The following is an 11,870-nucleotide window of genomic DNA, read 5'->3' as shown; positions in this document are numbered from 1 at the left end:
AACGTCCGGTCACTCAACCTCGCGCAGCCGGTACCCAACGCCGGTCTCGGTGGTGATGTAGCGCGGCTGGTCGGGCGACTTTTCGATCTTCTGCCGGAGCTGGCGGACATAGACCCTGAGATACTGCACGTCGGTCGAATCGCCCCACACCTGCTTCAGCAGGAAATGGTGGGTCAGCACCTTGCCGGCATGCTGCACCATAATGCGCAATATGTCGTACTCCTTGGGGGAGAGCTTTATCTCCTTGCCTTCGACCTTGACGATGCGCTTGACCAGGTCGACGCTGAGATCTCCGGTGTGGAACACCGGCTTTTCGCCCTGCTGCTGGAATTTGTGGCGCAGCGCGACGCGGATGCGGGCGACCAGTTCGTTCATGCCGAACGGCTTGGTGATGTAGTCGTCAGCGCCGAGTTCGAGCGCCGCGACGATGCCGGCTTCGTCGGTGCGGCTGGACAGGATGACCACGGGCACGTCGAGGCCGTCGTCGCGCCATTTCCGCAGGAGATCGAGGCCACCCATGCCGGGCAGGCCGAGGTCGAGCAGGATCAGATCCGGCTTTTGTGCATCGACGAGTTCGACCGCAGCCTTGGCGTTGGGCGCTTCGCTGACCGCATAGCCCTGGCTGCCGAGGCCGACGCGCAGCAGTTTGCGGATCGGCGGCTCGTCATCGACGACCAGTATGCTGACATTGGAATTTGTCATGCCGGATCACCAGATGCTTGCTCGTCCACACCTGATACGTCCGTATCGGACGATTGTACCAACCTCGGCATGCGGATTGTGAAGACTGCGCCCGGGCGATCGCTGCGGTTCGCCGCCATGATCGTGCCGCCCATCGCCTCGATGAAGCCCCGGCAGATCGACAGGCCGAGCCCGGTGCCGGCCTGGACCTGATCGCGCTTGCGCACCCGGTAAAAGCTGTCGAAGACGCGCTCCAGGTCGGCGGGCGGAATGCCCGGTCCCTCATCCATGATCTGCAGCGCGACGGAGCCATTGTCGGCCCAGCCCTGCAGCCGGATTGTCGATCCCTGTGGCGCGTATTTCGCGGCATTGTCGAGCAGATTGAACAGCATTTGTTCGAACAGCACGGGATCAAGCTTCAGCATCGGCAGGTCGGCCGGAATATCAACCTCGGTCTTGTGCCCGGCAGTGATCTTGCGTGCCCGCTGCAAGGCCGAGCCAACGACATCGCCGACATAGTGCAGGGCGAAATTCGGTTCCATGGCGCCCGATTCAATCTTGGTCATGTCGAGCAGATTGGCGATGAAGCGGTTCAGCCGTTCGGACTCGTCGAGCACGGTGGTCAGCAGCTCGGCCCGATCGTCCTCGGGCAGTGCCGGCGCAAATTCCCTGAGCGTGCCGGCCGCGCCCATGATTGCCGCCAGCGGCGTCTTCAGATCATGCGAGATCGACGTCAGCAGTGCCGAGCGCAAGCGGTCGGCCTCGGCCGCCAGCCTGGCGCGGTCGACATCGGCGACCAGCTGGATGCGCTCGATGGCAACCGCCGCCTGGTCGGCCAGCGCGTCGAGCAGGCGCTGTTGCTCGGGCGTCAAGAGCGGCCCCTGCTTGTCATTGTCGAGGCCGACGACGCCGATGGCGGTACGGCCGGTCCGCAAGGGCAGGTAGAGCCGTTTTGCCCCGGGCAGGGTATCGGCGCCACGGCCGGCAGCCCGGTTGTGTTCCCAAGCCCAGCGTGCAGCCGCGATGTCGGCCTCGGCCAGCGTGTCATCGGGGGGATAACCGGCCTTGACGGTGATCGTGCCTTCTTCCGGCAAAAGCAGCACCACGCGCAGCTTCAGCATCGAGGCGATCTGGAAGGCTGTGGCCCACAAAACGTCGTCGAGCGTGCCGGCGCCGGCGAGCTTCTTTGAAAAGAGGTAGATGTCCTCGGTGGCCCGAGCGCGTGAACGGGCGGCGGCTGCCTGACGCTGCACACGCGCCGTCAGATTGCTGGCGATGACGGCAACGACGAGGAAGACGGCGAAGGCAACGATGCTCTCCGGATCGCGGATCGTCATCGTGTAGCGCGGCTCGAGAAAGAAGAAGTTGAAGGCAATGGCGCTGAGGAAACAGGCGTACAGCGCCGGCCACAGGCCAAAGGTCACTGCCGATGTCAGCACCGCCAGCAGCAGCACGCTGGCAAGGTTGCGAACGTCGAGGAACTGATCGAGGACGGCGCTGACGGCAAGCGCGCCGGCGACATAGACGGTCGAGAAAAGATAAGGCCAGATTTGAAATGGCGTCTGCTCGGCCGCCGCCTTGACCCTCGACGTGGCCTCGTTGTCGCGCTCCGTTCCTGAAATGACATGGACGCTGATATCGCCGGCATTGCGGATCAGATCGTAGGTGAGCGAACCCTCGATCAGTTCGCGCCAGCGCGAGCGGGTCGGCCTGCCGACGACGATATGGGTGAAGTTGTTGGCCATGGCGTGGCGGACGATGTCCTGGGCGACGTTCTGGCCCGGAATGGTCGTCACCTCGGCGCCGAGCTGCTCGGCCAGGCGCAACAGTGTGGCCAGCCGGTCCTTGTCTTCCTCCGACATGCCGGCCGAACGCGGCGTGTCGACATGCAGCGCCGTCCACGGTGCGCGCAGCCGGTCGGCCAGCCGGCGCGCATAGCGGACACGAGACGCTCCGCCCGGACGCGCATCGACGCAGACGAGCACCCTTTCGCCCGCCGCCCAGGGGCCGGGAATGGCGTGCGACTGCATGTGGTTGAGCAACTGCTCGTCGACGCGCTGGGCGGTGCGGCGCAGCGCCAATTCCCGAAGCGCGATCAGATTGCCCGGCGAGAAATAGTTTTCGACTGCGCGCTGGGCAGTGTTGGGGAAATAGACCTTGCCCTCCTTCAGCCGCTTGATCAGGTCGTCGGGCGTGAGGTCGATGATCTCGATGTCGTCGGCCTGGTCGATGATGGAGTCCGGGACCGTTTCGCGCACCCTGACGCGGGTGATCTGTGCCACGACGTCATTCAGGCTCTCGACATGCTGGATATTGAGCGTGGTGTAGACGTCGATGCCGCGCGCAAGGATTTCCTGGACGTCGAGATAGCGCTTGGGGTGGCGGCTGCCGGGTGCGTTGGTGTGGGCGAGTTCGTCGACGAGCACCAGCGCCGGCCGGCGGGCGAGGATGGCGTCGATGTCCATCTCATTCAGCACGCGGTCCTTGTAGTCGACCTTCTGGCGCGGGATGACCTCGTAGCCGTCGACCAGCGCCAGTGTTTCCTTGCGGCCGTGGGTCTCGACGACGCCGATCACTACGTCGACGCCGTCGGCCAACCTGGCGCGGCCGGCCATCAGCATTTCATAGGTCTTGCCGACGCCGGGGGCCGCGCCGAGAAATATCCGCAGACGGCCGCGCTCTTCCCGTTCCGCATGCTCGAGCAGCGCGTCCGGAGAGGGTCTGGTATCGTTGCTTCTGGCGTCCGGCATCAGGCTCGATCATGAACGGCGCCGAGGATCGTGTCGATCCCCGGCCCCTGGCTTCAGAGATTGTCTCTCACTGCTTGGTATCGTCCAGTGCCAGGTTGAGCGCCAGCACATTGACGACCGGCTCGCCGAGGAAGCCGAGTTCGCGGCCTTCGACATGGCTGTCGACAAGCGCCTTGACCTTGGCTTCGTCGAAGCCCCTGGCCTTGGCCACCCGAGCGACCTGGAAATAGGCGGCGTCCGGGCTGATAGCGGGGTCGAGGCCGCTGCCGGACGTCGTCACCAGATCCATCGGCACCGGCTGGTTCGGGTTCTCCGCCTTCAGCTTTGCAACATCGCCCTTGATGCGGTCGATCAGCTTGGGGTTGGTTGGACCGAGATTGGAGCCGCTGGACGCTGCGGCGTTGTATCCGTCGCCGGCAGCCGAGGGGCGGCCATGGAAATACTTGTCGTCGGCAAAGCCCTGGCCGATCAGTTCGGAGCCGATGACCGTGCCGTTTTTCTCGATCAAGCTGCCATTGGCCTGGTGCGGAAACAGCGCCTGGGCGATGCCGGTCATGCCCAGGGGATAGATCAGGCCGGTCAAAACGGTGAAAAAGACGATCATGATAACAGCGGGTCTTATCTGAGTGAGCATGGACGTATTTCCTTAAGCGAGGCCGAGGCCGGTGACGATCATGTCGATCGCCTTGATGCCGACGAAGGGAACGATGATGCCGCCGAGGCCGTAGACCAGCAGGTTGCGGCTGAGCAGCGCGCCGGCGCCGATGGCGCGGTATTTGACGCCTTTAAGCGACAGCGGGATCAGAGCGATGATGATCAGCGCGTTGAAGATGATGGCCGACAGGATGGCGCTCTGCGGCGTCGCCAGATGCATGATGTTGAGCGCTTGCAGGGGGCCGATTGTATGTCCCGGCGCAACGTAGAAGACGGCAAACATGGCCGGGATGATGGCGAAGTATTTGGCGACGTCGTTGGCGATCGAGAAGGTCGTCAGCGAGCCGCGCGTCATCAGCAGCGCCTTGCCGATCTCGACGATCTCGATCAGCTTGGTCGGGTCACTATCGAGGTCGATCATGTTGCCGGCCTCGCGGGCGGCAACCGTGCCGGTGTTCATGGCGACGCCGACATCGGCCTGCGCCAAGGCCGGCGCGTCGTTGGTGCCGTCACCGCACATGGCGACCAGCTTGCCCTTGGCCTGTTCGTCGCGGATCAGCTTCAGCTTGTCCTCGGGCGTGGCCTGGGCGAGGAAATCGTCGACGCCGGCTTCGGCTGCGATCGCCGCCGCAGTCATCGGATTGTCGCCGGTGATCATCACGGTGCGGATGCCCATTTTGCGCAGTTCGGCAAAGCGCTCGCGGATACCACCCTTGACGATGTCCTTGAGGTGGACGACGCCGAGCAGGCGGCCGTCACGCTCGACGGCCAGCGGCGTGCCGCCCGACTTGGCGATCTCGTCGGCGATCGCCTGGAGATCCTTGACGGTGTCGCTGCCGGGGCGCGTGCCGTGAGTGGCCGATGTCGACTGGCTGACGTAGGCGAGAACCGTATCGACGGCGCCCTTGCGCACCGACGAGCCATCGATGTCGACGCCGCTCATCCGGGTCTGCGCGGTGAAGGGCACGAAGCTGGCATGCAAGGTTGCCATGTCACGGGCGCGGATGGCGTATTTCTCCTTGGCCAGCACGACGATCGAGCGTCCCTCAGGCGTCTCGTCGGCGAGCGAGGCGAGCTGCGCGGCATCGGCCAGTTCCTGTTCGGTGACGCCCTTGACCGGGCGGAATTCGGTGGCCTGGCGGTTGCCGAGCGTGATGGTGCCGGTCTTGTCGAGCAAAAGCGTATCGACGTCGCCTGCCGCTTCGACGGCACGGCCGGACATGGCCAGCACGTTGAAGCGCACCAGGCGGTCCATGCCGGCAATGCCGATGGCCGACAGCAGGGCGCCGATGGTGGTCGGGATCAAGGTGACGAACAGCGCGACCAGCACCGTCACCGGGATATAGCCGCCGGAATAGGAGGCAAAGCTAGGGATCGTGGCGGTGGCCAGCACGAAGATCAGCGTCATGCCGACGAGCAGGATGTTGAGCGCGATCTCGTTGGGCGTCTTCTGGCGCGAGGCACCCTCGACCAGCGAGATCATGCGGTCGAGGAAGGTGTGGCCGGAGGCGGCTGATATGCGCACGCGAATCCAGTCGGACAGAACCTGCGTGCCGCCGGTGACCGCCGAACGGTCGCCGCCGGATTCGCGAATGACGGGTGCGGACTCGCCGGTGATTGCCGCCTCGTTGACCGAGGCCACGCCTTCGATCACTTCACCGTCGGACGGGATGATGTCGCCGGCTTCGACCAGCACGATGTCGCCAACCTTCAGGCTGGTGCCGGGCACCAGCTTGAACCTGGAGCGGTCTTCGCCGGCAAGCAGCTTGGCCTGGGTTTCGGTGCGCGCCTTGCGCAGCGAATCGGCCTGCGCCTTGCCGCGGCCTTCGGCGACGGCCTCGGCGAAGTTGGCGAACAGCACGGTGAACCACAGCCAGATGATGATCTGCAGCGTAAAGCCGAAATCGCCGCCGCCGGTGGCGAGATCCTTGACGAACAGGACCGTGGTAAGAAGCGAGACGATGGCGACGACGAACATCACCGGGTTCCTGACCAGCGTGCGGGGGTCGAGTTTCCTGAAGGCGCCGCCGATGGCCGGCCACAGGATGCGGGCATCCATGATGCTCGCGGATTTGGACTGGCTCATTTGGTGGCTCCAGTATCTGAACTGTTGGCCGGCACCGACCGATCGGATGCCGAAAAGAGGGGCGGCGGACCATAGGCCAGCAGCCAGATCACGATCATGACTGCCGCGAGGCCGAGGAAGGTAGATACGCTGGGGAAGGGAGGGGGCGTTTCCTCCCCCTCATTGCCGGCTCGTGGGCCGGCTCGCGGCCGGGCCTTCATGCGTTTTGGGTAGAACCAGGACATGACAAGCCTCAGAATGTCTGGCCGTTGATGGCAGCCAGGTGCTCGACGATCGGTCCGATCGCCAGTGCCGGGAAGAAGGTCAGGCCGACGACGATCAGGATGACGCCGACGAGCAGGCCGACGAACAGCGGGCCGTCGGTCGGGAAGGTGCCGGCGGAAGCCGGAACCGTCTTCTTCGTCGCTAGTGAGCCGGCAATGGCAAGCGCTGGAATGATGACGAAGAAGCGACCCACCCACATGGAGATGCCGAGCGTGATGTTGTACCAGGGCGTGTTGCCGGAAAGGCCGCCAAAGGCCGAGCCGTTGTTGGCCGCCGCCGAAGTGTAGGCATAAAGAACCTCGGAGAAGCCATGCGGACCGCCATTGGCCGTCGAGGCGACGGCGCTTGGCAGCACGACCGCTATTGCCGTGAAGACCAGCATGACCAACGGCAGAGCGAGGATGGCGAGCATTGCCATCTTGACCTCCTTGGCCTCGATCTTCTTGCCGAGATATTCGGGCGTGCGGCCAACCATCAGGCCGGCGACGAACACGGTGATGACGATGAACATGACGATGCCGTAGAAGCCGGCGCCGACGCCGCCGACGATGACTTCGCCGAGCTGCATGTTGAGCATCGGGATCAGGCCGCCAAGTGCTGTGAACGAGTCATGCATGGCGTTCACCGCACCGCAGCTCGCAGCCGTGGTGATGACGGCGAATAGTGCCGAAGCGGCAATGCCGAAGCGGCTCTCCTTGCCTTCCATGTTGGCGCCGTCGACGCCCAGAGCATGGACCAGCGGATTGCCCGCGGCTTCCGCCCAGTAGCAGATAACGACGCCAGCGATGAACAGCACACCCATCGTGGCCAGGATCGCCCAGCCCTGGCGCTGGTTGCCGACCATGCGGCCGAAGAGGTTGGTGAGTGCAGCACCCAGCGCGAAGATCGTCACCATCTGGATCATGTTGGAGATGGCGTCGGGGTTTTCGAAAGGATGCGCGGCATTGGCGTTGAAGAAGCCGCCGCCATTCGTGCCAAGCATCTTGATGGCGACCTGCGAGGCGACCGGCCCAAGGGCGAGCGTCTGCTTGGCGCCCTCCAGCGTGGTGGCGTCGACATAAGGCCCGAGCGTCTGCGGCATGCCGAGCCAGACATAGACGAGGGTGAGCACGATGCTGAGCGGCAGCAGGATGTAGAGCGTGCAGCGGGTCATATCGACCCAGAAATTGCCGATCGATTTTGCCGAGGCGCGGGCGAAGCCGCGGATCAGCGCCACCGCGATGGCAATGCCGACGGCGGCCGACATGAAGTTCTGCACGGTCAGGCCGGCCATCTGCACGAGGTAGGACAACGTGCTTTCGCCGCCGTAATTCTGCCAGTTGGTGTTGGTGACGAAGCTGACGGCAGTGTTGAAGGCGAGATTGGGTTCGACCGATGCCATCCCGGCCGGATTGTAAGGCAGGACGCTCTGCAGGCGTTGCAGAAAGTACAGCACCAGGAAGCTGGCAAGGCTGAAGAAGATGATTCCTGCCGCGTAGGTCGTCCAGTGCTGCTCCTCGCGCTCGCTGGTTCCCGAAATGCGGTAGAGGCCGCGCTCAACGGGCCCGAGTATGGGCGAGAGAAAGGTGCGATCGCCATTGAAGACGCGGTACATGTAGCCGCCGAGCGGCTTCACCAGCAAAACGACGATCCCGCAATAAACCAGGATCTGTATCCATCCGTTGAGTGTCATGGCTTTCCGTGCCTTGCTTCAGAAGCGTTCTGGGCGAACGAGGGCGTATGTCAGGTAGACGAGCAGGAACAAGGTCACGCCGCCACCGAGGATGTAATCGACAAGCATGGTGCGATCCTTCCGCTTAAAGAGCGTCGCAAGCTTTGATGTAGGCGAGGGAAAGACCGAAGAACAAAGCCTCGATCCCGATGACGACGATGTCCATTTGTGTTGGTCCTTGCTTCTGCTTGTATTTGGCGCCAGCGACTGGCGAGCCAGAAATTCCATGAGAACGACCCGCCGTAGCTTCGATGGCTACGGCGCCCGGAGCGTTTTGCTCGAAGTGGAATATGGACCCGATCGCCATAAAGGTTCGAGACGGGCCGCGGAGGAAAGATATAAAATTCCTATAAAGATTTCCGGGAGATGGCTCGTTCCGGGCCGCTAGAAACCGACGCTATGATATCGCGACCCCTCTTGCGGCGGCTCCGTCTTTCGAAACAATGGGAACGCAAAATGAGGGAAAAACAGATGCTCGACATGGCACCATCGAAACAGGCGGCGACATGGCTTTCCGCGCTTGCACGGGCGCTGGAAACTTATGACGCCGAGGCCGCCGCCAACCTGTTCGTCGAGGATTGCTACTGGCGCGATCTGCTGGCTTTCACCTGGAACATCACCACGATGGAAGGCCGCGATGAGATCCGCGACATGCTGCAAGCGACGCTGGCGGAAGCGAAGCCCTCACACTGGACGCTGTCCGGCGAGGCGACCTCGGATGAGGGCACCGTCGAGGCCTGGTTCACGTTCGAAACGGCGGTCGCGCGGGGCGAAGGGATTGTGCGCCTTACGGACGGCCGCTGCCGGACCTTGTTCACGGCGGTGCGTGAGCTCAAGGGGTTCGAGGAACAAAAGGGACCGGCGCGGCCGCTTGGTATCCGTCACAAGGCCGATCCGAAGCGCGAAACCTGGGCGGAGGCGCGGGCGCGCGAGACGCGCGACCTCGGCGCCACCGAGCAGCCCTATTGCCTGGTGATCGGCGGCGGGCAGGGCGGCATCATGCTCGGCGCGCGGCTGAGGCAGCTCGGTGTGCCCACCATCATCATCGAGAAAAATGCGCGCCCCGGCGATTCCTGGCGCAACCGTTATCGCTCGCTCGTGCTGCACGATCCGGTCTGGTACGACCATCTGCCCTACATTCCGTTCCCGGAGAACTGGCCGGTGTTCACGCCCAAGGACAAGATGGGCGACTGGCTGGAGATGTACACCAGGGTGATGGAGCTCAACTACTGGGTCGCCACCAAATGCCTCAGCGCCAGCTATGACGAGGCCGAGAAGGTGTGGACTGTGGTGGTCGACCGCGTCGGCCGGCAGATCACGCTGAAGCCGAAGCACATTGTCTTTGCCACCGGCGCCTATGGCCCGCCACGCCAGATCGCGCTGCCCGGCGCCGAGACCTTCAAGGGCGAACTCCTGCATTCCAGCCAGTATGCAAGCGGCGAGAAATTCCGCGGCAGACGTGTCGCTGTCATCGGCGCGGCAAGCTCGGGGCACGATGTCAGCGTCGACCTCTGGGAGAGCGGCGCAGACGTCACCATGATCCAGCGGTCGCCGACGACAGTGGTGAAATCCGACACTCTGATGGAAGTCGGCTTCGAGATCTTCTCGGAAAAGGCTTTGGCGCGCGGCATCAGCACCGACAAGGCCGACCTGATCGTCGCGTCCACGCCGTTCGCGCTTGTACCCAAGGGCCAGCGGGATCTTTACGAGGTGATCAAGGCACGCGACGCAGACTTCTACGACCAGCTACGCGCCGCCGGCTTCGCCATCGATTTCGGGGAGGACGAGACCGGGCTGTTGATGAAGGCCTACCGCACCGGCTCCGGCTACTACAGCGATGTCGGCGCCTGCGAACTGATCATCAATGGCGAGATCAAAGTGAAGAGCGGCGTCGGCATCAGTTCATTGACGCCGACCGGCATCCTGTTCGACGACCGCAGCGAGCTGGCCGTCGATGCGATCGTCGCCTGTACCGGCTACCAGTCGATGAACGAGACCGTGGCGGCCATCGTCTCGCGCGAGGTCGCCGACAAGGTCGGGCCATGCTGGGGCCTCGGCTCCGGCGTCAAGGGCGATCCCGGTCCTTGGCAAGGCGAGCTGCGCAACATGTGGAAGCCGACGGCGCAGGACGCGCTGTGGTTCCACGGCGGCAATCTGGCGCTGTCGCGGTTTTACTCGAAATATGTGGCGCTGCAGATCAAGGCGCGGATGGAAGGGATTGCGACGCCGGTGTTTGGGGCGGTGAGTAACGCAGGGCGCTAGCGATCTCCTCCCCCCTCGAGGGGGAGATGTCGCCGAAGGCGACAGAGGGGGTCGCCGCGCGTGGAGCGCTGACCTCCAGCTGCCGCGAGGAGCTTGCGTCCGGTCGAACCGACCCCCTCTGGCCTGCCGGCCATCTCCCCCTCAAGGAGGGAGATTATCCACGCCCGAAATGCCGTGCCGCGACCTCGACATGCGTATGTGCCGCATGCGGCTCGAAGCGCTCGGTCTCGTTGTGGTCGGGCGCCTCGTTCGGCCACCAGACACCGCCGATAACAATGCCTTCTGAGACCAGCCGCTGATCCGCGATCAGCGCCGCACCGACCGCATCGACGAAGGTAAAGCGCCCGGGGCGCAGTCTCAGCACCGCGACATCGCCGACACCGCCAACTTTCAGCGTCCCAAGCTCCGGCCTGGCGATCGCCTCGGCTGGCCTTTGCGTGGCGGCGCGCAGCACCTCGACCAGCGGCATGCCCAGCGCCATCAGCTTCGACATGCAGACCAGTATGTCGAAGGCCGGACCGTCGACGCAGTAGAGATGCACGTCGCTGGAGATGACGTCGGGCGCGAGGCCCTCGGCCAGCATCGCTTTCGCCACGGCGAAGTCGAACGATCCCATGCCGTGGCCGATGTCGAAGATGACACCGCGTTCGCGGGCCAGCCGCATGTCCGGCCGCACCGCGCCGGAAGCGAACACCGGCGCGTTGGGGAACGGGCGAAAACAGTGCGTGAGGATGTCACCCTTGCGCAGGCGCGGCAGCACCTCGGAACGGCCGGGCGGCGGCTCGTCTATATGCGCCATCAGCGGCAGGCCGGCCCGGTCGGCGGCTTCCAGCGCGAGGTCCACCGGCGCGATGCCGCTGGTGCCGCCGGCATGCTTGCCGGAGCGCACTTTTACGCCGACGACGACACCGGCGTGCTCGCGCACCGCGGCCACCGTCTCGCGTGGCTCGCAGAGCCTGAGATCGCTGCATTCGCCGACAGAGACGCTTTGCGAGAAGCCGAATATGCCGGCAAAGGAGATGTTGACATAGGCCAGGATGCGCACCTTCGAGCGCTCGATGACATGGCGGCGAAAGCCCAGAAAATTGCCGGCGCCGGCGCTGCCGGCATCGATGAAGGTCGTGGTGCCGCTCTTGGCCGCCAGCCGGTCGGCGTCGACGCCCAGCGAGGTGCCGCCCCAATAGACATGGCTATGCAAATCGATGAGGCCGGGCGTGACGATGCAATCACGAGCGTCGACTATCTCGGTGTGGCGTGCTCGGCATCGATCGCCGCCTCGATGGCCACGATGCGTCCGCCCGCAACGGCGACATCGCGCGGCGCGTCCAGGCCCGAGGCCGGATCGATCAGGCGGCCGCCCTTGATCAGGAGATCGAACTGCATCGGCGCCTGCCTCTCTTCGTTTTGGGGCATGATCTCTGGACAAAACGGTTTCCGTTTGTCCGAGAAAACCCCGTCTCCA

8 protein-coding genes and 1 pseudogene are annotated in these 11,870 nt (G+C 64.1%); 1 reads left to right on the top strand and 8 read right to left on the bottom strand.

Annotated elements, in window-relative coordinates; genetic code table 11:
- Window positions 1-9: 9 nt before the first annotated feature.
- The 7 genes from AC3EMP_RS31450 to AC3EMP_RS31420 all read right to left on the bottom strand — a co-directional run bounded on the left by AC3EMP_RS31450 (window position 10) and on the right by AC3EMP_RS31420 (window position 8,453).
- Window positions 10-702 carry a response regulator transcription factor gene (locus AC3EMP_RS31450; RefSeq protein WP_352711700.1) on the bottom strand — a complete coding sequence of 231 codons (693 nt, stop codon included), beginning with the start codon at window positions 700-702 and terminating at the stop codon, window positions 10-12.
- Window positions 699-3,431 (bottom strand): DUF4118 domain-containing protein, encoded by a 2,733-nt coding sequence (locus AC3EMP_RS31445; RefSeq protein WP_352597564.1) that lies wholly within the window; start codon window positions 3,429-3,431, stop codon window positions 699-701. Before AC3EMP_RS31445 ends, AC3EMP_RS31450 begins: the two co-directional genes overlap by 4 nt.
- A 67-nt stretch (window positions 3,432-3,498) precedes the next feature.
- Window positions 3,499-4,065 carry a potassium-transporting ATPase subunit KdpC gene (gene kdpC, locus AC3EMP_RS31440; protein WP_023744101.1) on the bottom strand — a complete coding sequence of 189 codons (567 nt, stop codon included), beginning with the start codon at window positions 4,063-4,065 and terminating at the stop codon, window positions 3,499-3,501.
- A gap of 12 nt (window positions 4,066-4,077) precedes the next feature.
- Window positions 4,078-6,171 (bottom strand): potassium-transporting ATPase subunit KdpB, encoded by a 2,094-nt coding sequence (gene kdpB, locus AC3EMP_RS31435; protein WP_352515317.1) that lies wholly within the window; start codon window positions 6,169-6,171, stop codon window positions 4,078-4,080.
- A 232-nt stretch (window positions 6,172-6,403) separates the two neighbouring features.
- The gene (kdpA, locus tag AC3EMP_RS31430) at window positions 6,404-8,107 is read right to left on the bottom strand and encodes a potassium-transporting ATPase subunit KdpA (protein ID WP_352711696.1); all 1,704 of its coding nucleotides are present in this window, start codon (window positions 8,105-8,107) and stop codon (window positions 6,404-6,406) included.
- Between the two features lie 18 nt (window positions 8,108-8,125).
- Window positions 8,126-8,215 carry a K(+)-transporting ATPase subunit F gene (locus AC3EMP_RS31425; protein ID WP_023669708.1) on the bottom strand — a complete coding sequence of 30 codons (90 nt, stop codon included), beginning with the start codon at window positions 8,213-8,215 and terminating at the stop codon, window positions 8,126-8,128.
- 16 nt (window positions 8,216-8,231) lie between these two features.
- Window positions 8,232-8,453 carry a hypothetical protein gene (locus tag AC3EMP_RS31420; protein WP_352711693.1) on the bottom strand — a complete coding sequence of 74 codons (222 nt, stop codon included), beginning with the start codon at window positions 8,451-8,453 and terminating at the stop codon, window positions 8,232-8,234.
- 164 nt (window positions 8,454-8,617) lie between these two features.
- Between AC3EMP_RS31420 and AC3EMP_RS31415 the strand changes: the two genes are divergently transcribed.
- Complete coding sequence (locus tag AC3EMP_RS31415; protein ID WP_352711814.1) at window positions 8,618-10,408, top strand: NAD(P)-binding domain-containing protein; 1,791 nt, start codon at window positions 8,618-8,620, stop codon at window positions 10,406-10,408.
- 154 nt (window positions 10,409-10,562) lie between these two features.
- Here AC3EMP_RS31415 and AC3EMP_RS31410 read toward each other — a convergent pair.
- Window positions 10,563-11,791 (bottom strand): annotated as a pseudogene (locus tag AC3EMP_RS31410) (amidohydrolase/deacetylase family metallohydrolase).
- Between the last annotated feature and the right edge of the window lie 79 nt (window positions 11,792-11,870).

The organism is Mesorhizobium sp. P160219 (assembly GCF_057786095.1).
This window is presented reverse-complemented; position numbering and strand designations above follow the sequence as displayed.

Coding starts and splice junctions, on each gene's coding strand:
- kdpC (WP_023744101.1), bottom strand. CDS start 4,065: ATGCTCACTCAGATAAGACCCGCTGTTATCATGATCGTCTTTTTCACC.
- kdpB (WP_352515317.1), bottom strand. CDS start 6,171: ATGAGCCAGTCCAAATCCGCGAGCATCATGGATGCCCGCATCCTGTGG.
- AC3EMP_RS31420 (WP_352711693.1), bottom strand. CDS start 8,453: ATGGCGATCGGGTCCATATTCCACTTCGAGCAAAACGCTCCGGGCGCC.
- kdpA (WP_352711696.1), bottom strand. CDS start 8,107: ATGACACTCAACGGATGGATACAGATCCTGGTTTATTGCGGGATCGTC.
- AC3EMP_RS31425 (WP_023669708.1), bottom strand. CDS start 8,215: ATGCTTGTCGATTACATCCTCGGTGGCGGCGTGACCTTGTTCCTGCTC.
- AC3EMP_RS31450 (WP_352711700.1), bottom strand. CDS start 702: ATGACAAATTCCAATGTCAGCATACTGGTCGTCGATGACGAGCCGCCG.
- AC3EMP_RS31445 (WP_352597564.1), bottom strand. CDS start 3,431: ATGCCGGACGCCAGAAGCAACGATACCAGACCCTCTCCGGACGCGCTG.
- AC3EMP_RS31415 (WP_352711814.1), top strand. CDS start 8,618: ATGCTCGACATGGCACCATCGAAACAGGCGGCGACATGGCTTTCCGCG.